Annotated in this window: 20 protein-coding genes and 5 pseudogenes; 8 read left to right on the top strand and 17 right to left on the bottom strand. The window is 70.3% G+C overall.

Annotated features, from left to right (window positions below):
• The first annotated feature begins 12 nt into the window (after window positions 1-12).
• Both H3H54_RS10070 and H3H54_RS10075 read left to right on the top strand, forming a co-directional pair.
• Window positions 13-459, top strand: coding sequence for a Fur family transcriptional regulator (locus tag H3H54_RS10070; RefSeq protein WP_262423789.1), 447 nt, complete (start codon window positions 13-15; stop codon window positions 457-459).
• On the top strand, window positions 456-1,022 hold the full coding sequence (locus H3H54_RS10075; RefSeq protein WP_262423790.1) for a DedA family protein: 567 nt from the start codon (window positions 456-458) through the stop codon (window positions 1,020-1,022). Before H3H54_RS10070 ends, H3H54_RS10075 begins: the two co-directional genes overlap by 4 nt.
• Here the strand turns inward: H3H54_RS10075 and H3H54_RS10080 are convergent.
• Both H3H54_RS10080 and recO read right to left on the bottom strand, forming a co-directional pair.
• A pseudogene (locus H3H54_RS10080) lies at window positions 1,004-1,809 on the bottom strand (isoprenyl transferase). The gene H3H54_RS10075 and the pseudogene H3H54_RS10080 sit on opposite strands and share 19 nt — an antisense overlap.
• Before the next feature lie 51 nt (window positions 1,810-1,860).
• Window positions 1,861-2,594 (bottom strand): annotated as a pseudogene (recO, locus tag H3H54_RS10085) (DNA repair protein RecO).
• Between the two features lie 172 nt (window positions 2,595-2,766).
• Between recO and H3H54_RS10090 the strand changes: the two are divergent.
• Entirely contained in the window at window positions 2,767-3,513 is a 747-nt protein-coding gene (locus tag H3H54_RS10090) for an EcsC family protein (protein WP_262423791.1), read from the top strand.
• Complete coding sequence (gene thpR / locus H3H54_RS10095) at window positions 3,513-4,106, top strand: RNA 2',3'-cyclic phosphodiesterase (protein WP_262423792.1); 594 nt, start codon at window positions 3,513-3,515, stop codon at window positions 4,104-4,106. Before H3H54_RS10090 ends, thpR begins: the two co-directional genes overlap by 1 nt.
• A gap of 19 nt (window positions 4,107-4,125) precedes the next feature.
• On the opposite strand, the gene H3H54_RS10100 is transcribed toward thpR, so the two are convergent.
• Window positions 4,126-6,363: a M28 family peptidase gene (locus tag H3H54_RS10100; protein ID WP_262423793.1), complete on the bottom strand. Its 2,238-nt coding sequence runs from the start codon at window positions 6,361-6,363 to the stop codon at window positions 4,126-4,128.
• Between the two features lie 84 nt (window positions 6,364-6,447).
• A complete protein-coding gene (locus H3H54_RS10105; RefSeq protein ID WP_262423794.1) occupies window positions 6,448-7,374 on the bottom strand; it encodes a LysR family transcriptional regulator in 927 nt (308 codons plus the stop codon).
• A gap of 91 nt (window positions 7,375-7,465) precedes the next feature.
• Between H3H54_RS10105 and H3H54_RS10110 the strand changes: the two genes are divergently transcribed.
• The gene (locus H3H54_RS10110) at window positions 7,466-8,686 is read left to right on the top strand and encodes a DMT family transporter (protein ID WP_262423795.1); all 1,221 of its coding nucleotides are present in this window, start codon (window positions 7,466-7,468) and stop codon (window positions 8,684-8,686) included.
• Window positions 8,687-8,810: 124 nt separating this feature from the next.
• Here the strand turns inward: H3H54_RS10110 and leuA are convergent.
• From leuA to H3H54_RS10150, 6 genes and pseudogenes are all read right to left on the bottom strand, one after another.
• Window positions 8,811-10,518 (bottom strand): annotated as a pseudogene (leuA, locus tag H3H54_RS19600) (2-isopropylmalate synthase).
• A gap of 303 nt (window positions 10,519-10,821) precedes the next feature.
• Complete coding sequence (era, locus tag H3H54_RS10130; protein ID WP_262423798.1) at window positions 10,822-11,805, bottom strand: GTPase Era; 984 nt, start codon at window positions 11,803-11,805, stop codon at window positions 10,822-10,824.
• Window positions 11,795-13,132: a hemolysin family protein gene (locus tag H3H54_RS10135; RefSeq protein ID WP_262423799.1), complete on the bottom strand. Its 1,338-nt coding sequence runs from the start codon at window positions 13,130-13,132 to the stop codon at window positions 11,795-11,797. Before H3H54_RS10135 ends, era begins: the two co-directional genes overlap by 11 nt.
• Before the next feature lie 46 nt (window positions 13,133-13,178).
• Window positions 13,179-13,639: pseudogene (gene ybeY, locus H3H54_RS10140) on the bottom strand (rRNA maturation RNase YbeY).
• A complete protein-coding gene (locus tag H3H54_RS10145) occupies window positions 13,636-14,688 on the bottom strand; it encodes a PhoH family protein (RefSeq protein ID WP_262423800.1) in 1,053 nt (350 codons plus the stop codon). Before H3H54_RS10145 ends, ybeY begins: the two are co-directional and overlap by 4 nt.
• Window positions 14,685-15,059 (bottom strand): HIT domain-containing protein, encoded by a 375-nt coding sequence (locus H3H54_RS10150; protein ID WP_262423801.1) that lies wholly within the window; start codon window positions 15,057-15,059, stop codon window positions 14,685-14,687. Before H3H54_RS10150 ends, H3H54_RS10145 begins: the two co-directional genes overlap by 4 nt.
• A gap of 77 nt (window positions 15,060-15,136) precedes the next feature.
• On the opposite strand from H3H54_RS10150, the gene H3H54_RS10155 reads away from it, so the two are divergent.
• Complete coding sequence (locus H3H54_RS10155) at window positions 15,137-15,679, top strand: NADPH-dependent FMN reductase (RefSeq protein ID WP_262423802.1); 543 nt, start codon at window positions 15,137-15,139, stop codon at window positions 15,677-15,679.
• 306 nt (window positions 15,680-15,985) lie between these two features.
• Here the strand turns inward: H3H54_RS10155 and H3H54_RS10160 are convergent, their stop codons facing one another.
• From H3H54_RS10160 to hrcA, 3 genes are all read right to left on the bottom strand, one after another.
• Window positions 15,986-16,774: a 16S rRNA (uracil(1498)-N(3))-methyltransferase gene (locus H3H54_RS10160; protein WP_262423803.1), complete on the bottom strand. Its 789-nt coding sequence runs from the start codon at window positions 16,772-16,774 to the stop codon at window positions 15,986-15,988.
• 19 nt (window positions 16,775-16,793) lie between these two features.
• Window positions 16,794-17,918, bottom strand: coding sequence for a molecular chaperone DnaJ (gene dnaJ / locus H3H54_RS10165; protein WP_262423804.1), 1,125 nt, complete (start codon window positions 17,916-17,918; stop codon window positions 16,794-16,796).
• A gap of 101 nt (window positions 17,919-18,019) precedes the next feature.
• On the bottom strand, window positions 18,020-19,030 hold the full coding sequence (gene hrcA / locus H3H54_RS10170; RefSeq protein ID WP_262423805.1) for a heat-inducible transcriptional repressor HrcA: 1,011 nt from the start codon (window positions 19,028-19,030) through the stop codon (window positions 18,020-18,022).
• 124 nt (window positions 19,031-19,154) lie between these two features.
• Here hrcA and H3H54_RS10175 point away from each other — a divergent pair, with 124 nt between their 5' ends.
• A complete protein-coding gene (locus H3H54_RS10175) occupies window positions 19,155-20,042 on the top strand; it encodes a DUF3097 domain-containing protein (protein ID WP_262423806.1) in 888 nt (295 codons plus the stop codon).
• A gap of 123 nt (window positions 20,043-20,165) precedes the next feature.
• Window positions 20,166-20,885 carry a DUF4870 domain-containing protein gene (locus tag H3H54_RS10180; protein ID WP_262423807.1) on the top strand — a complete coding sequence of 240 codons (720 nt, stop codon included), beginning with the start codon at window positions 20,166-20,168 and terminating at the stop codon, window positions 20,883-20,885.
• An 86-nt stretch (window positions 20,886-20,971) separates the two neighbouring features.
• Here the strand turns inward: H3H54_RS10180 and hemW are convergent.
• The 4 genes and pseudogenes from hemW to lepA all read right to left on the bottom strand — a co-directional run bounded on the left by hemW (window position 20,972) and on the right by lepA (window position 24,711).
• Window positions 20,972-22,134, bottom strand: a pseudogene (gene hemW / locus H3H54_RS10185) (radical SAM family heme chaperone HemW).
• Complete coding sequence (locus H3H54_RS10190) at window positions 22,116-22,238, bottom strand: hypothetical protein (protein WP_262423808.1); 123 nt, start codon at window positions 22,236-22,238, stop codon at window positions 22,116-22,118. Before H3H54_RS10190 ends, hemW begins: the two are co-directional and overlap by 19 nt.
• A gap of 8 nt (window positions 22,239-22,246) precedes the next feature.
• Complete coding sequence (locus H3H54_RS10195) at window positions 22,247-22,834, bottom strand: MOSC domain-containing protein (protein ID WP_262423809.1); 588 nt, start codon at window positions 22,832-22,834, stop codon at window positions 22,247-22,249.
• On the bottom strand, window positions 22,831-24,711 hold the full coding sequence (gene lepA, locus H3H54_RS10200; RefSeq protein ID WP_262423810.1) for a translation elongation factor 4: 1,881 nt from the start codon (window positions 24,709-24,711) through the stop codon (window positions 22,831-22,833). The genes H3H54_RS10195 and lepA overlap by 4 nt, the downstream gene beginning before the upstream one ends.
• Between the last annotated feature and the right edge of the window lie 85 nt (window positions 24,712-24,796).

Raw genomic sequence — 24,796 nt, forward strand, 5'->3', positions numbered from 1 at the left:
GAGAATGAGGGCATGCAACGGAACACCCGCCAGCGCACCGCGATCCTCGAGACGCTCTCGCGCCAGGACGACTTCCGCAGCGCCCAGCAGATCCACGAGCAGATGAAGGCTGATGGCGAGACCGTGGGCCTCGCCACCGTGTACCGGAATCTGCAGACTCTCGCGCGCTCCGGCCGTCTCGACGTGCTCGTCGCCGGCGACGGCGAATCGCTGTACCGCCAGTGCGAGGACACCGGGCACCACCATCACCTGGTCTGCCGGGAGTGCGGCCGCACCGTGGAGTTCCTCGCACCGAAGCTCGAGAGCTCGATGAGCGCGATCGCCCATGAGCACGGGTTCACCGATGTGGACCACACCCTGGAGGTGTTCGGGCTCTGCACCGACCACTCGGGCCAGGATGCTGACTCCGAGCCCGAGCAGCCTGATGAGGACGACGAGGACGAGGCACGCACGCGATGATGGAGTGGGTCGGGGAGCTTCCGCTGCTGCCGGCAGTGGCGTTCCTGTACGTGGTCATCTGGTGCCGAGCGGGCGCCACCTATCTGCTGGGCCGCGGTGCCCGCAAGGCTGCCGACAGGGGCAGGATCGCTCGGTTCCTCGAGTCGCGGAACGTGCAGCGCGCGACGGAACTGATCAACCGGTGGGGCGCCCCGGTGGTGGCGTTGAGCTTCCTGACCGTCGGGTTCCAGACGGCGGCGAACGCCGCTGCGGGCCTGACCGGGATGCCGGCCAGGCGCTATGTCCCCGCCCTCGCCATCGGCGGTCTCGCCTGGGCGTTCATCTACGCGACCGTGGGCCTGGTGGCGTTCATGGCGTGGTTCGAGCTGTTCCTGCTCTCGCCCTGGGCCGCGGTCGCGGCGCTCGGGATGATCGTGGTGCTGATCGCGGTGCTCCTGCAGCATCGTCGGCGCACCGGTGGCGTGATGACCCCCGCACCGGATGCTGAGAGCGCCGAGCAGGTGCCCAGCGGTGTGGAGCGCCCCGCCAGCGCCCCCAGCGCGGATCAGACCGTCGAGGGCTGATCCGGGGCGTCGATCGCACCGCCATAGCGCCGGTCGCGCCGTGCGTATTCGGTGATCGCCCGCCACAGCACCCGGCGGTCGACGTCCGGCCACAGCTCGTCGACGAAGACCAGCTCCGCATAGGCGGACTGCCACAGCAGGAAGTTCGAGGTGCGCTGCTCGCCGCTGGTGCGCAGGAACAGGTCGACGTCCGGCATGTCGGGGTCGTCCAGGTGCCGCGCGAAGCTCTTGGCGGTGATGCTCCTGCCGCTGATCCGGCCGGCGCGGGCGTCCTCCGCGATCGAGCGGACCGCATCGATGATCTCGGAGCGCCCGCCGTAGTTCACGCACATGTAGAGCGTCATCCGCGTGTTCTCGCAGGTCAGCTGCTCCGCCTCACGCAGCTCCTTGATCACGCTGCCCCACAGCCGTTGCTCCCGGCCGACCCACACGATGCGCACTCCCCAGGAGTTCAGAGTGTCGCGCTGGCGGCGCAGCACCGAGCGCGAGAACCCCATCAGGAAGCGCACCTCCTCCGGGGAGCGCTTCCAGTTCTCGGTGGAGAAGGCGTAGGCGGACAGGTGCGTCACGCCGATCTGGAGCGCGCCGGCGACCACGTCCAGCAGTGCCGCCTCACCGGCCTCGTGCCCGGCGGTGCGGGGCAGCCCTCGCCGGTTCGCCCAGCGCCCGTTGCCGTCCATCACCACGGCGATGTGCGCGGGGATGGTCGGGGCGGGCAGCTGCGGGGCTGCGCACCGCTGGGATGCGGATGCGGCTCCTGGTACCCGTGTCGGGGTGCACCGGGCATGGGATCCTCCTGGATCGGTCGCAGCGGTCTGTGAGCGTCGCGCGGGCGCGCTCAGCGTTCGACGTAATGCAGGGAGCGCACCGAGCGCTCGAGGTGCCAGGTCACCGTGTCGGTGATCAGTCGGCCGGCCTCCTGCATGACGGACTCCTCGGCCGTCAGGACATTCTCCCAGTCTCCGGCCATCAGGAAGATCAGCTGCTCGATCGTGGCCTGGCGGACAGCGATCGCGCCCGGCCGACGACAGGGGGTGCAGACCAGGCCGCCGGCGCGGATGTCGTGCGCGTGGTGGGGGCCCGGCGCGCCGCAGGTCGCACAGACTCGCAGCTCCGGTGCCCAGCCGGAGACGGCGAGGGTGCGCAGGAGGAAGGAGTCGAGGATCAGCGGCGGGGCAAGGCGGCCCTCCCCATCGCCCGCAGGGCGCCGACCAGCATCAGGAAGCCTCGCTGATTGGGGTCGACCATCTCGTCGGTGAGCCGGTCGGTGGTCTCGAGCATCGCGCTCGCGGCGGTGAAGCGCCCGTAGTCGGCGCTGATCCCGACGGCGAAGGCGTCGATGGTCACCACCTGGGTGACGGTGTGCAGGTTCTTCCCCGCATGCAGCTGGACGTCGACGAGGTTGAACGGCTCCAGCCGCGCCCCGAAGCGGCTCCCGGTGCGGCGCACGCCCTTCGCAACCGCACGCACCTTGCCATGTCGGCGTGTGAGCAGCGTGATAATGCGATCGGCCTCACCCAACGGATGGGTGCGCAGGACGATCGCATCGTCACGGTAGAGCTTCTGCTGCATGGTCCTTCGAGCCTACGACCGGCGCGGTGCCGCAAGGCGCAGGCGGGCACGGTGTCGTGCGGGAGCTCGCTCACGACGCGCCCGACACCCGTCCCACCGACTGGTCGGGCTCGGGCCTGCGAGCGGTGCAGCACGGCATGATGGGAGCATCATCCGCCGCACCGCGCGCGCCGTGGTGCACGACGAGAAGGAGGTGGCCGGGATGGGGATCTTCTCGATGCTGCGCCGCGACAGCTCGGCCCGGAGCACAGCCCGTGAGGCGATGAAGGAGGCGCGTCGCGGTGACGAGGCGCCGGAGGGCGGGGCGCTCGAGCGCGTGGTGACGATCATCCGCGACATCGGTCTGGACGGGAAGCTCACCTACGCCTCCGCCGCCGAGATCGCCCGGCACGCCCAGCGCGGTCGCGGCAAGCGCCGCCCGGAGGTAGCAGTGCGACGGCTCGTGCGGAGGCATCGCTGGGGCGTGACGGCCGGCGGCTTCGTCACGGGCCTCGGCGGCATCTTCACCCTGCCGATCCTGCTGCCCACCAATGTGGTCGAGTTCTATGTGCAGTCCACCCGCATGGTCGGGGCGATCGCGGCGGTGCGCGGCTATGACCTCGAGGACGAGGAGATCCGCGTGCGGGTCCTCGCCTCCCTGCTGGGCGAGGAGGCCGGTGAGGTGCTGAGGAACGTCGGTCTCGGGCCGGTCGCCGGGGTCGCCGCGCGCAGCGTCGCCAAACAGCTGCCGTCGCGCCCGCAGTCCCAGGTGGCGAATGCGATCGGCGGGCGTCTGCTGCGCCGCTTCGGGCTGCGCTCGGTGCGGTTGTTCGGCAAGGCGATCCCGGGGCTGGGCGCGGTGCTCGGCGCCCTCATGGACCGCTCTCAGCTGAACCGGATCGCGAAGGCCGCCCGGAAGAGCTTCCCGCAGGTGGGCTGATGCGCGTCTTCGCGGCGATCCGCCCCTCCCCGCAAGCCCTCGAGCACCTCGACTCGGCGCTCGAGGAGGTGCGCGGCAGCGCGGGGCTCTCGCTGCGCTGGGGAGATCCCGAGCAGTGGCACCTCACCCTCGCCTTCCATCCCGACCTGCCCGAGGGCGCGATCCCGGAGACCTTCGAGAACCTCGCGCATGCAGCCGCCCACCATGCACCGATGACGCTGCAGCTCAGCGGAGCCGGGATGTTCGGTGCCCGCACCCTGTGGATCGGGGTGGGCGGGGACACGCCGCAGCTCACCGCTTTGATGGGCGAGGAGCTGCTGGGCGGTGAGGATCGCGAGCGGCGCCGCGCGCACCTGACCGTCGCCAGGGTCTCGGCCCGCGCCCCACGGGCACCTCGTCGCCGACGGGGCGAGCGGCGACCGCCCGATCCCTCCCAGCTGCTGCTGTCCAGCGCCGTGCACGCGCTGTCCGTCTACCGAGGACCTTCCTGGTCCGCGGAGGAGCTCGAGCTGCTCAGCTCCCATCTCGGGCAGGGCCGCTCCGGCGGTCCCCGTCACGAGGTGCTCGGCACCGTGCCGCTGGGCGGGTCCTGAGCTCTCGGACGCGCAGCCCTCAGAGCTGGGCGGTGAGGACCACCTCCATGCAGGGCTGCATCAGGGAGACCTCCTCGCCCGGTGCGTCCCATCCGGTGGCCAGGGAGGGATCGAAGCTGGTCTCGACCGCGACCAGCTCGGTGCCGGCTGCGGCGTCGGCCGTGACCACGACCGTCTGCCCGGCACGCAGCCCGTGGATGCCCAAGGAGTTCAGGCCTGCGGAGGAGTCGACCTCGACACCGTCCACCCTCACCTGCGACAGCTTGCCCTCGCCGACTGTCAGCTCCACCGCAGACGCCTCGCGCACGGCGGTGAAGGAGATCTCCACCCGCCCGTCGCCCGCCTCGGCGACCTGGAGCGTCGGCATCTCGACCTCGGAGGTCGCCTGCGTGCCGTCGAGCGCACGTCCCCATTCGGTGCTGCCCGAGACCTCCCAGGTCGTCGCGCCGTCCCCGGCGTCGACATGCGCGACGACCCGCTCCTGGGTCGGTTCGGGAGCCGCGAGGGTCCAGGCCGTGCCACCGATCGTGAGAGCGGCGACGAGTACGGCGGGCAGCAGCGGCGCCAGCAGCCGGCGCGGCCGACGGGACGGGCGTGGCTCAGTCCCGGGCCGGCTCAGGAGCAGCGCACCGGCAGCTCCGAGACCGATCAGAGCGGTGCCGGCGAGACCGCCGGCGGACGAGGCGATGCCGAACTCGCCGAGGGCCTGCAGCTGTGTCCCCAGCAGCCATCCCGTGGGCACCAGGGCGAGCAGCCGCACCACCAGTCCTGGCAGGGGCGGCAGCACGGCGGCGAGCACGATCCCGCCGGCGGCGATCGCGGCCGGCAGGATCATCGATCCGCCCAGGGCAGGAGAGTACACAGCGAGTGCCGCGAGCAGTGCCGTCACCAGGAGCGATCCGCCCAGCAGGAGGGCTGCGCGGGAGATCAGCATTCGGGTGAGCACCCATCCGGCCGTCACCACCGCGCCCGCCAGTGCCAGTTCGGCGAGGAGGAAGGGCTCGGCGCGCACGGGCTCACGGGTGGTCTGGGAGAGCATCGACGGTGTGGCACCGGCCGTGATGCTCCACAGCAACGTGGCTCCGAGCACTGCGACGGCCAGGGTCAGCAGCGAGGCTGCCGCACCGCCGAGGACCCCGCGCAGGCTCACTTCGCTCCGCCCTCGGGCCACCAGCGCTGCCGCGAGTACGGCGAGCGGCGCGAGCAGGCCGAGCACCGTGACCAGCAACGGCGGCAGAGCTACCACTCCCCAGGGAGCAGTGGTCTGGACGGGCTGTTCCGCAGCCCGTGTCTCGAGCTCGGCCAGATCCCGCCCTGTGAGGTCGCGGGTCAGGGCGAGGGTCAGCTCCCCGTAGTGCTGGAGGGTTCCGGCATCGAGGTGCTCGACGTCGTCCTGCGCGGAGTGGTAGGCCCAGGCGCCGTCGATGATCGCCATGTCCATCCCCCACCAGCCGCCCTCGCGGTAGGCGGTGAAGTCGGTGTCATTGGGGATGATCCCGAACAGCGCATCGGTGAAGGATTCGTACTCAGGGCTGGGCGAGGCACCGATCACGGCGTGCATGGGGCCCTCGGCCCGGGTGACCATGGGTCGTCCCGAGATGCCGCGGGCCTCGTGGTTCAGCACCACCACGGGTGCGGTGAGCTTCTCGGCCGCTTCATCCAGGTACGCCTCGGCGCCGAGCAGGCCGCGCTCCTCCCCGTCGACGAGCAGCACCACCAGATCGTTACGCAGCGCCTCGGGTCCGAGCGCCCGCACCGTCTCGAGGATCACGGCGAGCCCGACGCCGGCGTCTGCGGCCCCCGGCGCGTTCGGCACCGAGTCGATATGGGTGGCCAGCACGATCGTGCCCGTGGGATCCGAGCCCGGGCGGGTGGCGACCAGGTTGCGAACATAGCCGCTGGAGGCCTCGTCACCGTTCTCCCTCACCCCGAGCCCCTCCTGGGCCCGGGTCTCGAAGCCGAGGGCGTCCAGCTGCTCAGAGAGCTCCGTATGGGCGCGGTCGTTGGCCGTGGAGCCGACGGGACGGGGTTCCGCGACCACCGGCGCGACCGCCTGGGAGGCGCGCGCGGCGCTGAAGACGTCGGTGGCGGCAGCGGCGTCCACCGGGGCCGTGACGCCGCGGGAGGCGACGCCGGCGGCGATCACCGCGAGCAGGACCAGCAGCAGCGCCAGGGCGTGCCAGCTGGGAGCACCGGCGGTCGTCTGGGCGGGGTGATGCGGGGGTGGACCGGCGTCCGCGCCGGGAGATGAGGTCATGGCTACTTTCTACAGCCTCGGAGGACCTGCCGCCTCCTGCGTGCGGAGGAGAAGCGCACATCATGTCTGCGAGCACCGCAGTGCTCAGGTGCCGAGTGTCGCCAGCCCCGTCAGCGCGGTGAGGGTGCCTGCGGCCTCGAGCAGTGCGGAGCGGAAGGCCAGCAGCGAGGGGTGCTGCGCTGCGCCCGATCTCGCTGCGGTGTACAGCGAGCGATGGGGGTCTGCGGGCAGGCGCAGCACGCGCGTGCCGCCGAGGTGCTCGGAGGCGATGATGCCGGGGACGAAGGCGACGGCATGACCGGAGCGCACCAGGTGCACCTGCAGCAGCGGATCCGGCGTGGTGAAGCGGACCTGCGGCTCCACGCCCGCGGAGCGCAGATAGGTCCGTGCCCAAATCCCGGTGCGGCTCCCCGGCGGGTCCAGCGCCCAGGGCGCCTCGGCCAGCCCGACGAGCGAGCGCGCCTCGGCCCACGGTCCGGAGGCCGGCAGCACCAGCAGCAGGGGATCGCGCAGCAGTGCTTCCCGGTCGGTGCCTCGCCGCACCACCTGCTGGCCCCCGGGGTAGTCCTCGCCCAGGATCACGTCGTAGCGGTGGGCGAGCAGCCCTTCGTATGCCTCCTCGACCTCCTGCTGAGCCATCTCGAGATGGAGCGCGGGATGGTGCTGCGCCAGCACGCTCACGGCCGCAGGGGCGAGCGCGATCATCGGGGTCTGGAAGGAGGCCACCCGCAGCAGACCGCCGGCATCGCTCTGAGCGTGGGCGAGCTCCGCCTCCGCGGCCTCGAGCAGTCCCAGCATCTCCTCGGCGCGCCGAGCCAGCTGGACGCCCGCATCAGTGAGCACGACCCGGCGCCCGGCCTGTTGGAAGAGGGTGACCTTGGTCTCCCGCTCCAGGTGGGAGAGCTGCTGGGACACTGCGGAAGGGGACATCGAATGCGCGCGTGCGACCGCCGACATGGTCTCCAGCCTGCGCAGTTCATGCAGCAGGAACAGCCGATGCAGGTTGAGCACGGCCCCGCCTCCTATCGTGAAGTTCTGCTTCACGGTACAGGTCGACAACATTCGCTGGACCGGGCCGGACAGGAGGCTCCACAGTAGGAGGGTGACCACGTCTTCCGCTCCCGCTCCTGCCCCGTCGGCGTCCCCTGCGCGCTCCGCACGCGGCGGCACCGGGGCCCCGATGACGCCGGTGCTTTTCATCCTCGGTTCCTGCGTCTCGCTCCAGTTCGGTGCGGCGCTGGCGACCCAGCTCTTCCCCGAGCTCGGCTCCTGGGGCACCACCGCGCTGCGTCTGGGGATCGCCGCGCTGGTGCTCCTGGTGATCGTGCGCCCCAAGCTGCATCGCTTCACCCGTGAGCAGTGGATCGCGGTGCTGCTGTTCGGCGGTGCGATCGGGGCGATGAACGGCGCCTTCTACGCCTCGATCGCCAGGATCCCGCTGGGCACCGCGGTCACTATCGAGTTCCTCGGGCCGCTCGCCGTCGCCGCAGTCCTCTCCACCCGTCGCAGCGACCTGCTGTGGGTGGTGCTCGCCCTCGCCGGGGTGAGCCTGTTCGGGTTCGAGTCGCTGACCTCAGCCGCCTCCCTCGACGGCCTCGGCGTGCTGTTCGCCCTGATCGCCGCCGTGTTCTGGGGGCTCTACATCCTCAGCAGCGCCCGGGTGGGACGCCTCGTGCCCGGCCAGGACGGCCTCGCCGTCGCGATGGCGGTGGGCGCCCTCGTGGTCCTTCCCCTCGGTGCTCCGGGCGCACTCACCGGGATCATGGACCTGCGGCTGCTCGGGCTCGCCGCCGCCACCGCGGTGCTGGCCTCGGTGCTGCCGTACACCCTCGAGCTCGCGGCCCTGCGACGGCTGCCGCGGCACGTGTTCGGCATCCTGCTCAGCCTCGAGCCGGTGATCGCGCTGATCGCAGGCGTCCTCCTCATCGGCCAGGAGGCGACCGTGCTGCGCATCGGCGCGGCGGTGCTGGTGGTGGGGGCGAGCGTGGGGATCACCCTGACCGCGCGCCGCACCTCCCCGCCGACCCGCACCCGGCGGACGAGCTGCCCGGCTGGGATCTGCCTACCCCCACCCACGCAACCGTCACCGGCGAGATGCCGATGCTCAGCGAGGCCGCGCTGTGGGCCGAGGAGGCGCCTGAGGACGGGGAGCCGCGCGCCGAGGCCAGCGTGCCGCACTCCCCGGGCGAGGCGCCGCGCACCGAGGGCGCGACGGCGCGCACTGAGGGCGGGGCCCCGCACACCGAGCCTCGCCGCTGACCGCCCACCCCAGCACCTCCCCGGGCCCAAAAAACACAGCCACGTCCTGAAAGGTGCCAGTTAGCTGGCACCTTTCAGGACGTGGCTGGAATTTTCTGGCGGGGAGGCACGCACCAGGGCACGGCGCACCAGAACGACGCGCAGCGGGCCGGGCCGGGCCGGAAGGCGCGCCGCCCCGCCCCAGGGGCTCAGTCCCGGGTGCGCTGCTCGCGGTTCAGGGCCGAGATGATCGCCTCGAGGGAGGCACGGGTGATCGAGCCGTCGATGCCCACGCCCCAGAAGATCCTCTCGCCGATCTCGCACTCGATGTACGAGGCGGCCAGGGAGTCATCGCCCTCGGTCAGCGCGTGCTCGGCGTAGTCGAGGATCCGCACCTCGATCTTCCGCTCGGCCAGCGCCTTGACGAAGCCGTCCAGCGGGCCGTTGCCGATGCCGGTGACGGTGTGCTCCTCGCCATCAGCGATGAGCGTGACCGTGATGCGGTCGCCGCCCTCGCCGGTGGACTCCTGATGGATCGAGGTGATGGAGAAGTGGCCCCACCGCCTGGAGTCGTCGGTCGCCGGCAGGTATTCGTCGGTGAACGCGTCCCAGAGCGCCTCAGGGCTCACCTCTCCGCCGTCGGAGTCCGTCTTCTGCTGGACGATGCCGGAGAACTCGATCTGCAGGCGGCGCGGCAGGTCCAGGCCGTGCTCGGTGCGCAGCAGGTAGGCCATGCCGCCCTTGCCGGACTGCGAGTTCACGCGGATCACAGCCTCGTAGGAGCGGCCCAGGTCCTTGGGATCCACCGGCAGGTACGGCACCCGCCAGACGAGATCGTCGACCTCCTGCCCGCCTTCTCGGCGTCACCCTCCATGCGCTCCAGGCCCTTCTTGATGGCGTCCTGGTGGGAGCCGGAGAAGGCGGTGAAGACGAGGTCGCCGCCGTAGGGGCTTCGCTCGGGGACCGACATCTGGTTGCAGTGCTCGACGGTGCGGCGCACCTCATCCAGATCGGAGAAGTCGATCTGCGGATCGATGCCCTGGCTGAACAGGTTCAGGCCCAGGGTCACCAGGTCCACGTTGCCGGTGCGCTCGCCGTTGCCGAACAGGCAGCCCTCGATGCGGTCCGCGCCGGCGAGGTAACCGAGCTCCGCGGCGGCCACGCCGGTGCCGCGGTCGTTGTGCGGGTGCAGCGACAGCACGATCGAGTCGCGGCGGTCGAGGTGGCGGTGCATCCACTCGATCGAGTCGGCGTAGACGTTGGGCGTCGCCATCTCCACCGTCGCCGGCAGGTTGATGATCATCTTGTCGTCCGGAGTGGGCTTGAAGACCTCGGTGACGGCGTTGCAGACCCGCAGTGCGTACTCGAGCTCGGTGCCCGTGTAGGACTCCGGGGAGTACTGGTAGGTGACCTGCGTGTCCGGGATCGTCTCCTCATACTTCTTGCACAGCAGCGCGCCTGGACGGCGATGTCGAGCACCGCGTCCTCGTCGGCGCGGAAGACCACGTCCCGCTGGACCACCGAGGTGGAGTTGTACAGGTGGACCACGGCGCGCTTGGCACCGGCGATGGCCTGGTAGGTGCGCTCGATCAGGTGCTCGCGCGACTGGGTGAGGACCTGGATGGAGACGTCCTCGGGGATACGGTCCTCATCGATGAGGGTGCGCACGAAGTCGAAGTCCGTGGCGGAGGCTGCCGGGAAGCCGACCTCGATCTCCTTGTAGCCCATCCGCACCAGCAGCTCGAACATCCGCAGCTTGCGCTCTGAGTTCATCGGGTCGATGAGCGCCTGGTTCCCGTCGCGCAGGTCCACGGCGCACCAGCGCGGGGCGCGGGTGATCCGGCGGGCGGGCCAGGTGCGGTCGGGCAGCTCGACCTGGATCTGCTCGTGGAAGGGCAGGTACTTGTGGGTCGGCATCCCCGAGGGCTGCTGCGGCGCATCGCCGGTGGTGCCGACAACGGGAGCCGTGGGGTCACCCTCTGCCGCCACAGGGGCGACCGCGGGGGTGGAGGTGATCGTGGAATCAGTCATCAGGGGGTCCTTCTCGCTGGAGTACCGGTCGCCGGACAACACTTCAGCCGCGGCGGGGTCCCGGCGTTCAGGTCCCGTCGCGGCGGCTAAGCAGGAGCAGCGATCCACGCATGAGCGTCACGGTAGCACCGCCGGTCGCTCTGCTCGGGATCGCTCACGATGCGAACACCGTGCGGTCTCCCCGAGGCCTCAGAACCCGAGCCGGCCCAGCTGCTTGGGGTCCCGCTGCCACTCCTTGGCGACCTTCACCCGCAGGTCCAGGTGCACCTTGCGGCCGATCAGGTGGTTGATCTCGGCACGGGCCCGGGAACCGACGTCCTTCAGACGCGAGCCGGCCTTCCCGATGATGATGCCCTTCTGGCTGTCGCGCTCGACGTAGAGGGTCGCGCGCACCACCAGGCGGCCCTCGCCGGGCGCGATCTCGGCGAAGGGGTCATCAGGATCGGTCTCGACGACCTCCTCGACCACCACGGCGATCGAGTGCGGGAGCTCGTCACGCACCCCCTCCAGCGCGGCCTCGCGGATCAGCTCGGAGATGCGATCATCGCGCGACTCCTCGGTGAGCTGATCATCGGGGTACAGCTGCGGACCTTCGGGCAGCCGCCTCGAGATCACGTCGAGCAGCACATCGATCTGCTCGCCCTTGACCGCGGAGATCGGCACGATGTCGTCGAAGCTCATCAGCTGGTCCACGCTCATCAGGTGCTCGGCCAGCGCATCGCGCCCCACCAGGTCGATCTTGGTGACGACCGCGATCACCTTGGGGCCGCGCCGGCCCTGGCGCAGCTCCTTGAGGTCCTCGGCGACGTAGCGGTCGCCGGGGCCGATCTTCTGATCCGCGGGGAGGCAGAATCCCACCACGTCGACCTCTCCGAGCGTGCCGCGCACCAGGTCGTTGAGCCTCTCGCCCAGCAGGGTGCGCGGGCGGTGCACGCCGGGGGTGTCGACCAGGATGATCTGGGCGTCCTCCCGGGTGACGATCCCGCGGATGGCGCGCCGGGTGGTCTGTGGCTTGCTGGAGGTGATCGCGACCTTCTCCCCCACCAGCGCATTGGTCAGCGTCGACTTGCCGACGTTGGGGCGGCCCACCAGGGCCACGAAGCCGGACCTGTGCCCGGGGGCTGCGGCGGGATCCTCGACGGGCTCGGTGCTCGGGTTCTGGTCAGCGGTCATGGTCGTCCTCCTGGTCACTGTCCTGCATGTCATCGTCGTCCGGGGCTCGGCGCACGAGCACGCTGGACAGCCGCTTGCGTCGGCCGGCGGTCTTCTCGGCCTCCAGCTCGAGCCCGTGGGTGGTGGCGCGGGTGCCGGGGATCGGCACCCGCCCTGTGGCCTTGGCCAGCAGACCTCCCACGCTGTCGATGTCGTCATCATCGAGATCGAGGTCGAACAGCTCCCCCACCTCGGAGAGCCCGGCGCGGGCGGGCACGCGGTAGCGGCCCTGGCCGAGGTCCACGATCTCCGGCTCCGCGCGGTCGTGCTCATCGGAGATGTCGCCGACGATCTCCTCGAGGATGTCCTCGATCGTGACGATCCCGGCGACGCCTCCGTACTCGTCCACCAGCACGGTGATGTGCACGTTGCTGGTCTGCATCTGGGACAGGACCTCGTCGGCCGCGACGAACTCCGGGGCGAAGCGCGCCGCGCGCATGATCTCGTGCACCGCGCGCTGCGGGCTCGGGTCCCACGGGGAGTGGATCGCGCGCATCACGTCCTTGACGTACAGCATCCCGCGCAGGTCGTCGGCGCTGTCCCCGGTGACCGGGATCCGGGAGTACCCGGAGCGGACGAACAGGCGCATCGCCTTCTCGGCGCTCGAGGACGCGGTGATCGTGACCATGTCCGGTCGCGGGACCATCAGCTCGCGCACCATGGTGCCGCGCAGGTCGAAGACGCCCTGGATCATGTCCCGCTCGTCGTCGCGCACGTGCTCGTCCTCGAGCGCGCGGTCGACGTTCTGACGGGCCTTCTCGGCGCGGTCCTCAGGGTTCGTCTGGTTGGCGGGTCGCTTCTCGAACGATGCCCCGACCCGGGTCAGCGCACCCGCCGGCAGCCACAGCAGTGCGCGCACCACGGTGATCAGCATCCGCGTGGTGATCAGCACCGACTCGGGCCGACGCCGACCGATCGCGCGCGGGGAGAGCGCGAGGACGACCAGCACCAGGGAACCGGCGATCACCAGCGTGACCAGCAGCGGCAGCACCCACCCTCCGACCAGGCCGAGACGGTCCCAGGCCACGAACACGATCCCCGCGATCGACGCCACCATCACGACCTCGGCGAGCACCCGTCCCAGCACGACGGAGGCGAGCGTGCGACGAGAGTCCGCGTGCTGGGCGAGGACGCGTGCCCGCACGGACTCCGGACGGTCCGCCACGGCCTTCTCGAGACCGCCGCGGGAGACGGCCAGCTGCGCTGAGTCCACGGCGGTGAGCATCGCCGCGACGAACCCCGCGAGCATCACCAGCGGGACCAGCACGAGCAGCGCGGTGCTCAGCATGGCCGTGCGGGGGTGGGCGTGGGCGGCGGCGTCACGGTGCGGATGTTCAGCGCCCGGGCCGGGAGGCGAGGAAGGTGAGCAGGAGCTTGCGCTGGAGGTCGAACATGACCGTCCGCTCCTCCTCCTCCATATGGTCGTAGCCCAGCAGGTGCAGGATGGAATGCACCGTCAGCAGCAGCATCTCCTCGACGGCGCTGTGGCCCGCCTCGGCCGCCTGCTTCGCGGCCACGCTCGGGCAGAGCACCACATCGCCGAGCAGGCCCTCTTCGGTGGGGTGATCGGCGCTGCCGGGGTGAGCTCGTCCATCGGGAAGCTCATCACATCGGTGGGGCCCGGCAGGTCCAGCCACTGCACGTGCAGCTTCTCCATCGCTTCCTCGTCGACGAAGAGGATCGACATCTCGGTCGCGGGATGCAGGTGCATCGCCTCGAACACGAAGCGGGCGAGCTCGACGAACTCCCGCTCGTCGACGACCGCGGTGGTCTCGTTGCGGATCTCGATGGTCATGCTCGGCTCCCCTTGTTCGTGCGATGACGGGCATCGCGGCTGCCGCCCGGCTGGATCTCCCAGCGTCCGTAGGCTTCGACGATCTCGCTGACCAGTCGGTGCCGCACCACATCCCGCGAGGACATGCGGCAGAACGAGATGTCGTCGATCCCGGCGAGCACCTGCTCCACCACCCGTAGTCCACTCTTCTGACCTCCGGGCAGGTCCACCTGCGTGACATCGCCGGTGACCACCATGGTGGAGTTGAACCCGAGCCGGGTGAGGAACATCTTCATCTGCTCGGGGGTGGTGTTCTGTGCCTCGTCGAGGATGATGAAGGCGTCGTTCAGAGTCCGCCCGCGCATATAGGCCAGCGGTGCGACCTCGATGGTTCCGGCGCTCATCAGGCGCGGGATCGACTCCGGGTCCAGCATGTCGTGCAGCGCGTCATAGAGCGGGCGAAGGTAGGGGTCGATCTTCTCACTGAGCCCGCCGGGCAGGAAGCCCAGCCGCTCCCCCGCCTCGACCGCCGGACGGGTGAGGATGATGCGGTCGACCTGCTTGCTCAGCAGCTTCTGCACGGCCATCGCGACCGCCAGATACGTCTTGCCGGTACCGGCGGGACCGATCCCGAAGGTCACCGTCGAGGACTCGATCGCCTCGATGTATGTCTTCTGCCCCATCGTCTTGGGCCGGATGGAACGCCCGCGCGAGGAGAGGATGGTGCGGGAGAGCACCTGCTCGAGCTTCTCTCCCGCCGCGCGATCATCTCCGTAGAGGTTCGCGGCACGCTGGACAGCCTCGGCGGTGACCGCCTGGCCCGTGCTCGCCAGCTCGATCAGGGAGCGCATGATGTGCTCCCCGCGCCGCAGCGCCTCCTCGGTGCCTCGCAGGGTCACCTGATGGCCACGGACGTGGACGTCCGTGTCCGGCACCGCGTCCTCGAGGGCGGCCAGTGCCTGATCGTTCTCCCCGAGCACCTGGAAGGGGCTCAGATGGTCGGGGATCGCCAGCTTCCGCTCACGCACCTCCGGGGTGCGTCCGGGGGCCGGGCCGAGAGCGTCCGTCACAGTTCTCCTTCTGCGAGCTTCCCGCCCGCCAGGACGTGCGCATGCACATGGAACACGGTCTGTCCGGCGTTCGCGCCGGTGTTGAAGATCAATCGGAAGTCGCCATCACCGTGCGCGGCGGCCACCTCGGCAGCGACCTGCGCGGTGTGGGCGAGCAGCGCGGGGTCCTGCGCGAGCTCGGTCACGTCCCGGCGATGTGCCCGGGGCACGACGAGCACATGCATCGGAGCCTGCGGGTGCAGGTCCTTGAAGGCGACCACGTGGTCGTCCTCGTGGACGCGCTCGGAGGGGATGTCCCCGGCGATGATCTTGCAGAAGATGCAGTCCGGATCGTGACGCTGTGTGACGGGCTCGGTGAGGCTGTTTCCCATGCTCGGGAGTCTACGGGAGCGAGGAACACCACCACGGCTTGGGGAACACCCGGAAGGTATGCGAAGTTTTAATCACTATGACGAAACTCGGAATCATCCTCGCCAGTGCCCGCCCGAACCGTGTGGGGGAGCATGTCTCCCGCTGGGTCCGTGACGCCGTCCCCACCGGCGTGGACGTGGATCTGATCGATCTGCGGGAGGTGGCCCTGCCCGCCTTCGACGGCACCACCAGCCCCAAGCAGGGCCTGCCCAAGGAGACGGATCACGCCCGCGCCTGGGGCGAGCGGATCGGCGCACTCGACGCCCTGGTGATCCTCACGCCGCAGTACAACGGCTCCTACCCGGGCAATCTCAAGACCGCGATTGACTTCCTCTACGAGGAATGGAGCGAGCTGCCCACGCTCCTGGTCGGCTACGGCTGGGGATCCGCCGGCGAGGTGCTCCCGCAGCTGGAGACCCTGATGACCCGCCTCGGCGCCGACGTCATCGGCTCGATCGGTCTGGGATTCCGTGAGGACCTCTCCGTCGAGGGCGAGCTGTTCGTCGCCGAGGAGAAGACCGCCGCGCTCGGTGAGCATCTCAGCACGATCACTCAGCGCGCGCTCTCCAACGTCGGCTGACCTTCAGCGCGGGCGGTCCAGGGCGACCGGGCCGTTCTCGGCCATCGGAAACACCCCGGCCACTCCGGCCTGCTCGGGACACGCGGGACACGCGGGACCACCCGAGTTATGCCGGACCACCCGGGCCACCCAGCGCACCCGGCCAGACAGAGACACGCAGGCCCACCCGAGACACGCCGGACCACGAACGCCGAGAACACCGATTCCGTGCATATCTGACAGGAATCGGTGTTCTCGGCGCTCTGCTGTCGGCGTGGCGAGCGGACCGTGCGGGCACGCAGTGCCCCAAACGGTGCGGCCGAAGGCTCAGCCCCAGCGCCCCACCAGGGCGCTGAGCACGGCGATCGCGGCGGGGCCGGCGGTCGAGGAGCGCAGCACCTCGGGGCCGAGCAGCACGGAGCGGGCGCCCGTCTCGCGCAGCTGCGCGAGCTCCTCGGGATCGATGCCGCCCTCGGGGCCGACGATCACGAGGATCTCCTCGAGACCGTTCTCGCTCGCGGCGCGCAAGTCTTCGGCAAGGCTCACCAGCCCCACGGACTCCTGCTCATGGAGCACCAGCACCAGGGTGTCCTCCGCCGACCGCTCCCCCAGCTCGGCCACGAGCTGCTTGGTGGTCACGGGCTCGCCGACCGCGGGGATCCCGGGCCGACGGCACTGCTTGACGGCGGCGCGCACGGTCGCCTCCCACTTGGCGCGTCCCTTGCGCAGCTTCTCACCGCGCCAGACGGACACCGAGCGCCGCGCGATCCACGGCACCACCCGGTCGGCCCCGAGCTCGGTGGCCGATTCCACGGCCTGCTCATCGCGCCCGCCGGTGGCCAGGGCCTGCACCAGCGTGAGGTGGGGCAGGCGCTGCACGGCCGGGGCGGGATCAGCAAGCAGGCGCAGATCCAGCGCCTCCTTGCGGGCGGCGATCACCTCGGCGAGGACCTGACGACCGGGGGCGTCGGTGAGCAGCACCTGCTCCCCCACTCCGATCCGCGCCACCTTCGCGGCGTGCCGCCCCTCGTCGCCCGCCAGCGCCAGGGCATCGCCCTTGACGGCGGTGGTCAGGGCGTCGTCGAGGATCAGGAAGCTCGGCGGCGTGCTGGGCATCAGGCGCTCTCCCGTCGGCTCAGAAGTCGCGCAGGCGCTCGCGGAGCTTCGCGAACGGGCCGTGGCCCTTGGTGCGGCGCGTGACCTCGTCACCGCGGAGGGCCGCGAGCTGCTGCAGCAGGTCCCGCTCCTCATCGCTGAGCGAGGTGGGCACGTCCACGTCCAGGACCACGCGGATGTCGCCGCGGCGCTCGCGGCGCAGCGGGGTGACGCCCAGGCCCTTGAGAAGGATCTCCTCACCGGGCTGGGAACCCGGGCGCACATCGAGCTCCTGGACGCCGTCGAAGGTGTCCAGCGGGATGGTCGCGCCGAGCGCCGCGGAGGTCATGGGGACCGCGACCGTGGTGACCAGGTCATCGCCGGCGCGGTCGAACATCTCGTGGTCCGTGACGGCGAGCTCGACGAAGAGGTCGCCGGAGGGGCCGCCGGCCTCGCCGGTCTCTCCCTCGCCACGCAGCTGGATGCGGGTGCCGTTCTCCACACCGGAGGGGATCCGCACGGTGACGGTGCGCTCGGAGACGGTGCGGCCGTGGCCCGAGCATCCGGTGCAGGGGCTCTCGATGACGTCGCCGTGGCCCTCGCAGGTGGGGCAGGGCGCCATCGTGACCATCTGGCCGAGCAGCGACTGGGCGACGCGCTGCACATGGCCGGAGCCGTTGCAGGCCGTGCAGCGGGTGGGGCTTGTGCCGGGTTCGCAGCAGGAGCCGGTGCAGCGCTCGCACAGCACCGCGGTGCGGAAGCTGACCTCCTCCTCGGTGCCGAAGACGACGTCGCGCAGGTCGATCTTCACGCGGCGCAGCACGTCGCCGCCGCGGCGCTGGCGCGGGACCGGGCCCTGGCCGCGGCCGCGCATGCCGGAGGCACCGGCGAACATGTCGAAGATGTCGTTGAAGTCGAAGCCGGCGCCGCCGCCTCCGGGGAAACCGCCCATGCCGGGGCCGCCGCCCATGTCGTACTGGCGGCGCTTGTCCGCATGGGAGAGCGTCTCGTACGCCTGGGAGACGCGCTTGAACTTCTCCGCCGCCTCCGGATCCGGGTTCACGTCCGGGTGGAGGGTGCGGGCGAGCTTGCGGTACGCCTTCTTGATCTCCTCGGTCGAGGCTTCGCGGGAGACGCCGAGGAGGTCGTAGTAATCGTCGTTCACTGCAGTGGGGTCCTTACCGGGGAGTCGGGGCCGCGGGCGGCGGGCCCGGGGCGTCGAGAGGCATGGCAGGGCGGGCGGTGGTCCACGGAGCCCGCACGAGGCTATTCGAGAAAGCGGGAGACGTAGCGGGCGATGGCCTGGACGGTGGAGATTCCGGTGACGTAATCCATCCGGCTGGGCCCCAGGATCGCCACATGGGAGCCCGCGCCGTACCCGGCACCGACCACGGCGGCCTGGTGTAGCGCCTGCTCGTGGAGCTCGGAACCGATGCGCACCTCGACGGCTCCCGGGGAGGCATGCATGTCGGTGAACAGGCGCAGCAGCACCAGCTGCTCCTCGAGCACGTCCAGCAGAGGCTCCACATCACGGGCGAAGTCCTCGGCGGAGCGCGCGATGTTGGAGGTGCCGGCCATCATGATCCGGCCCTCTGCACGAGTCGCCGCCAGTGCCGTCAACGCCTCCGCCACCTCAGCGGCGGCAGGGCGATCGGGCTGCGGGAGCGACGCGAGATAGTCGGCCAGAGGCGTCGCCAGGTCGGTGACCTCGCGGCCCGCCACCGTCCGATTGAGGTGATCGCGCAGCACCGCGTAGTACTCAGCAGGTTTGCCCGCGATGACGGGAACGGTGCGCTGGTCCACGCGGCCGGATTCGGTGATCAGCACCACCAGCAGCAGCGAGTCGGCGACCTTGACCAGCTCGACGTGGCGGATCCTCGCCTGCCGCCGGGCCGGGTATTGCACCATGGCCACCTGCTGCGTGAGCTGCGCGAGCAGGCGCACGGTGCGGCCCAGCAACTCTTCGACGTCGCCGGCGTCCTCGAGCAGCGCGCGGATCGCCCGACGTTCGGGCGCCGAGAGCGGCTTGATGGTCGCGACGTGGTCGACGAAGGCGCGATAGCCCTTGTCGGTGGGGACACGGCCCGCCGAGGTGTGGGGCTGATGGATCAGCCCCTCCTCCTCGAGCAGCGACATGTCGTTGCGCACCGTCGCGGCGGAGACTCCGAGCTCATGGCGCTCCAGGAGCGACTTGGAGCCGACGGGTTCGCGCGTGGAGACATAGTCCTCGACGATCGCGCCGAGGATCTGGAGCTTGCGGGCGTCCGTCTCGCTCACCTCCTGCGCTGCGTGCGTCCGTCTCGTGTGGTCTGGATTGGCACTCTCTCATGCCAGGTGCCAATCCTACGCGTCCCGGCGCGCTGCGCGGGGAGGCGTTCGCCACGGGTGTACGGTATCGCGCGTGTCTGCTCCCTCCGCTCGCTTCCCCGACCGGTACGGCCGTGACGTGCTCTCCTCCGGCCCTCCCGCGCATCACCGTCGGCGCCCCGTCGCCCGCGAGGTCGCCGCGCAGAAGGGGCTGGTCGTCGAAGAGGCCTCGACCGGCTTCACCGGTGCCGTGACCCGGGTCGAGAAGATCGCCGGCGAGCTGGTCGTCGAGCTCGAGGACGGGCGCGGTGTCCGGCGCACCTTCCCGCTCGGCCCCGGGTACATGATCGATGGGAAGCCCGTCGTGCTCAGCCGCGCCGTCGCGACGTCCTCTGCACCAGCGCGCAAGCGCTCCGCCTCCGGCTCCGTCTATGTGGACGGGGTGAAGGCGCGCACCGCCCGTGCGTCCCGCATCTGGGTGGAGGGCACCCACGACGCCGAGCTGGTGCAGAAGGTCTGGGGCCACGACCTGCGCATCGAGGGCATCGTCGTCGAGCAGCTGGAGGGCGCCGACAATCTCGCCGAGCGGGTGCGCGAGTTCGGGCCCGCTCCGGGCCGTCGGCTCGGAATCCTCGTGGACCACCTGGTGAAGGGGTCCAAGGAGTGGCGGATCGCCGCTGAGGTGATGGCTCTGCCCGGCGCCCGTGGCAACGTCACCGTGCTCGGCCACCCGTACGTCGACGTCTGGCAGGCGGTCAAGCCCGCGCGCGTCGGCCTCACCCGGTGGCCACACATCCCCAAGGGCACCGACATCAAGGTGGGCTCGCTCGCCGCGCTCGGCTGGCCCCATGAGGACAAGGCGGACATCGGCCTGGGCTGGAAGCGGATCCTGTCCACGGTGCGCTCCTACGCCGACGTCGAGCCGACCCTCTCGGGCCGCATCGAGGAGCTCATCGACTTCGTCACCGTCGATCACTCCTGAGCGGGGGTTATCCCCCACCCGATGCGGCGGCTCGCCACGCTGACGGCAGGGAACCGCGCTCGATAGGCTGAGCCCATCATCCCGATGCCGGTCTTCGGACCGGCCCGACCAGGAGAAGGAACCATGAGCCAGACTCCGCACCCTCACGATCCGTACGGCACCGAGCCCGGCACCCCCGAACCGCAGGCCGCCGAGCCGGGCAGCCCGACGTCGGATCCCGCCCTCCACCCTCACGATCCCTTCGCCTACGACGACAGCACCCGGCAGAACCCTGCCGCGCAGCAGGCGCCTGCCGCCGATCCCTACGGCGCCCCGGCGGCGACCGGGGCCCCGGCATACAGCGCTCAGTCCCCGTACGGCGCACAGTCCCCGTACGGTGCCCCGCAGTCCGCACCCGCCGGTGACGGGACCGATCAGCCGGCTCCCGGCACCAAGGGCGTCTACGAGGGGCCGCTGGACGGTCAGCCGCTCAGCCGCTCCGACTCGCGCATGTGGGGCATGTTCTCGCAGCTCGCAGTGGTCCTCGGGCACGTGGTCAGCTGGGGCTTCCTCGGCTGGGTCGGCCCGCTGATCATCTTCCTGATGTACAAGGACCGCGATCGCTTCGTGCGCTTCCATGCCGCGGAAGCTCTGAACGGCGCGATCGCCGTGGTCATCGCGCAGATCGTCCTGACCATCGCGGTCACGATCTTCGGCGTGGTCACCCTCGGGATCGGCTGGGCTCTGTACCCGCTGGTCGGGCTGCCGGCCCTGCTCCAGCTGATCTTCTCGATCATCGGCGCGGTCAAGGCCAACCAGGGTGAGTACTGGACCTACCCGGTCAATCTCCGCCTGGTGAAGTGACCTCCCCGGCGCTCAGAGCGCCGTGAGCACAAGAGCCCCCGAGATCTACGGATCCCGGGGGCTCTTGCTCTGCGCTCACACCCGGCTCAGGGCACCAGGTCGCGGATCACTGCATCGGCGAGCAGCCGCCCCTGCCGGGTGAGCACGGCGCGGCCGGCGTCGAGCGCTTCCGGGTCGAGGTGCCCGCGCTCGCGGTGCACCGCGAGCATCGGGCGTCGCTCCTCGGGGACCACGTCGACGGAGAGGCCATCAGCGATCCGCAGCTCGAGCATGATCTTCTCGACCAGCCGATCCTCGGCGGCGACCCGCTCGGAGTCCGCCACCGGCATCTCGCCCGCGGCGAGCATCCTCGCGTAGCGGCTGGGATGCTTCACGTTCCAGGAGCGCAGACCGTCGCGGTGACGGTGGGCTCCGGGGCCGATCCCCCACCAGTCCGTGCCGCGCCAGTAGGCGAGGTTGTGGCGGGAGCGCTGCTGCTCGGTGCGGGCCCAGTTGGAGACCTCGTACCAGGACAGACCGTCGGCACGGGCGAGGTCGTCGACCAGCTCGTACTTGTCGGCCATGTCGTCCGGGTCCGGCGCCTCGAGCTCGCCGCGGCGCAGCTGCCGTGCCATCGCGGTGTTGCCCTCGATGATCAACGAATACGCCGAGAGGTGATCGACTCCGCAGGCCAGGGCAGCCTTCACCGAGGTCTCCACGTCGTCTATCGTCTCGCCCGGGGTGCCGTAGATGAGGTCGAGGCTGACGTCGAGGCCGGCCTCCCGGGCCCAGGCCACGGCCTGTGGCACCTTCTCGGGATCGTGGGTGCGGTCCAGGGTGGCGAGCACCGACGGCACGGCGGACTGCATGCCGAAGGAGACGCGGGTGATGCCACCGGCGGCGAGCCGGGACAGCGAGGCGCGGGTGACGGAGTCGGGGTTCGCCTCGGTGCTGACCTCTGCGTCCTCGGCCAGGGGGATCAGAGTGCGCAGGTGCTCGAGCATCGCGACCAGGTCATCGGCCGGCAGCAGGGTGGGGGTGCCGCCGCCGAAGAACACGGTGGAGACCTGGTCGTAGTCGTATCCGGCCTCGCGGTCGCTCGCGAGGGTCAGATCCATCTCGCGCATCGCGTTGGAGGCGTACTCGGCCTGGGAACCTCCCCGCCGAGCTCGGTCGCGGTGTAGGTGTTGAAGTCGCAGTACCCGCAGCGCACCGCACAGAAGGGGACGTGGATGTAGACGGATAACGGGTTCACAGGCCCATCCCCAATCCGAGCCCTCGGCCCGTCGAGCGTAAGCGGTCCGGGAAGCCGGGATCCTCACCGGCGCGTCGCAGTGCGTTCTGGGCGCTGCCGACGAGCGAGTCGTACAGCACGGTTCCGCTCACCTCAGCCCAGTCGAGCAGGTCGCGGGCCTGCTGCGGGTCCAGCCCGCGGAAGGCGTTCCCGATGGTGACGCCGTGCTCGGGTCGGTGCAGCACCTCGATCGTGTCGCCGGCGGAGGTCTCCCCTCGACGAGCACCCGGAAGTAGGCACCTGCGCGGCCCGCGGCGGTGAAGTGACGGCCCCAGCGTCGGTCCCCGATCCAGGCGGCGAAGGTGCCGCAGGGATTGCGCACGGCGGTGGCCTCGAGCTCGGCGGTCCCGATCCGCCAGCGCTCCCCGATCACCGTCTCGTCGGTGTCCTGCCCGGTCGTCACGAGGTTCTCCCCGAACGATCCATCGGGCAGGTCCAGTCCATGCGCCGCGGCCAGCGCCTCACGGGTTTCGCGCGCGAAGGCGTAGACGGCCTTGAAGATCCCGCCGTGGTGCTCCCGGTCGCCCTGGACGTCGCCGAGCACCCCGTGGGGCAGCAGCCGGACCGGGCCGTCGACCGGTCGTTTGTCGATGCCGCTCATCAGGCCGCTCGCGGCGACCGGGAAGAGCTGGGCGACGGTGCAGACCGCCGCGATGCGTCCGGTCCCGGTGCTCACTTCTTCTTGGAGTCCTTGTCCTTGGGCATGTCGCCCTCGTCGGAGGAGAGCGCGGCGATGAAGGCTTCCTGCGGGACCTCGACGGAGCCGATGTTCTTCATGCGCTTCTTGCCCTCCTTCTGCTTCTCCAGGAGCTTGCGCTTGCGAGAGATGTCGCCGCCGTAGCACTTGGACAGCACGTCCTTGCGCATCGCGCGGATGTTCTCGCGGGCGATGATGCGCGAGCCGATGGCGGCCTGGATCGGCACCTCGAACTGCTGGCGCGGGATCAGCTTCTTGAGCTTGCCGGCCATCTCGACACCGTAGTTGTAGGCCTTGTCGCGGTGCACGATCGCGCTGAAGGCGTCCACGGGCTCGGCCTGCAGGAGCATGTCGACCTTGACGAGGTCGGCGATCTGGGAGCCGGAGACGTCGTAGTCCAGCGAGGCGTAGCCGCGAGTCTTGGACTTCAGCTGGTCGAAGAAGTCGAAGACGATCTCGGCCAGCGGCAGCGTGTAGCGCAGCTCGACACGGTCCTCGCTGAGGTAGTCCATCCCTCCGAGCGTGCCGCGCTTGGACTGGCACAGCTCCATCACGGCGCCGATGAACTCGCTGGGCACCAGGATGGTGGCCTTGGTGATCGGTTCGCTGATCTCGTGGACCTTGCCCACGGGGAAGTCGGAGGGGTTCAGCACCTCGACCTCGCTGCCGTCCTCCATCAGGACCTGGTAGACCACGGACGGGGCGGTGGAGATCAGGTCGAGGTTGAACTCGCGCTCGAGCCGCTCGCGGATGATCTCCAGGTGCAGCAGCCCCAGGAAGCCGACGCGGAAGCCGAAGCCGAGCGCGGTGGAGGTCTCGGGCTCGTAGAGGAGCGCGGCATCGTTGAGCTTGAGCTTGTCCAGGGCGTCGCGCAGCACCGGGTAGTCGGAGCCGTCGATCGGGAACAGTCCCGAGTACACCATCGGCTTGGGCTCCGAATAGCCCTCGAGGGCCTCGGTCGCGCCGCGGATGGAGGTGGTGATGGTGTCGCCGACCTTGGACTGGCGCACGTCCTTCACGCCGGTGATCAGATAGCCGACCTCGCCGGGGCCGATGCCCTGGGTGGCGCGCGGCTCGGGCGAGCTGACACCGATCTCGAGCAGCTCGTGGTGGGCGCCGGTGGACATCATGTCGATGCGGTCGCGCGACTTGAGGCTGCCGTCGATCACACGGATGTAGGTGACCACGCCGCGGTAGGTGTCGTAGACGGAGTCGAAGATCATCGCGCGGCAGGGAGCCTCGGGGTCTCCCTGCGGGGATGGGAGGGTGCGGACCACATGATCCAGCAGGTCCTCGACACCGACGCCGGTCTTGCCGGAGACGCGCAGCACGTCGTCGGGGTCGACCCCGACGAGCTGACCGATCTCCGCTGCGTACTTCTCGGGGTCGGCGCCTGGCAGGTCGATCTTGTTCAGCACCGGGATGATGGTGAGGTCGTTCTCCATCGCCAGGTACAGGTTCGCGAGCGTCTGCGCTTCGATGCCCTGTGCGGCGTCGACCAGCAGGATCGCGCCTTCACAGGCGGCGAGCGAGCGGGACACCTCGTAGGTGAAGTCGACGTGACCGGGGGTGTCGATCATGTTCAGCGCGTAGTTCACGCCATCGACCTGCCAGGGCATGCGCACGGCCTGGCTCTTCACGGTGATGCCGCGCTCGCGCTCGATGTCCATGCGATCGAGGTACTGGGCGCGCATCGCGCGGTCCTCGACGATCCCGGTGATCTGCAGCATCCGATCGGCCAACGTGGACTTGCCGTGGTCGATGTGGGCGATGATGCAGAAGTTGCGGAGCCGCTCCTGGGGCGTGGACGCGGGAAGGATGTCCCGTGCCTCGTCGGCAGCGATCCTCGGGGTCACCGGCTTTGGTCCTCTCGTCGATGGCGTGCCGGCACCGCTGTGCCGGTATCGGTCAATGGTCTCACGCGCGCGGGGTGCTCACCCG

It is taken from the genome of Brachybacterium sp. Z12 (assembly GCF_014400405.1).
In the GTDB taxonomy this organism is placed as follows: Bacteria; Actinomycetota; Actinomycetes; order Actinomycetales; family Dermabacteraceae; genus Brachybacterium.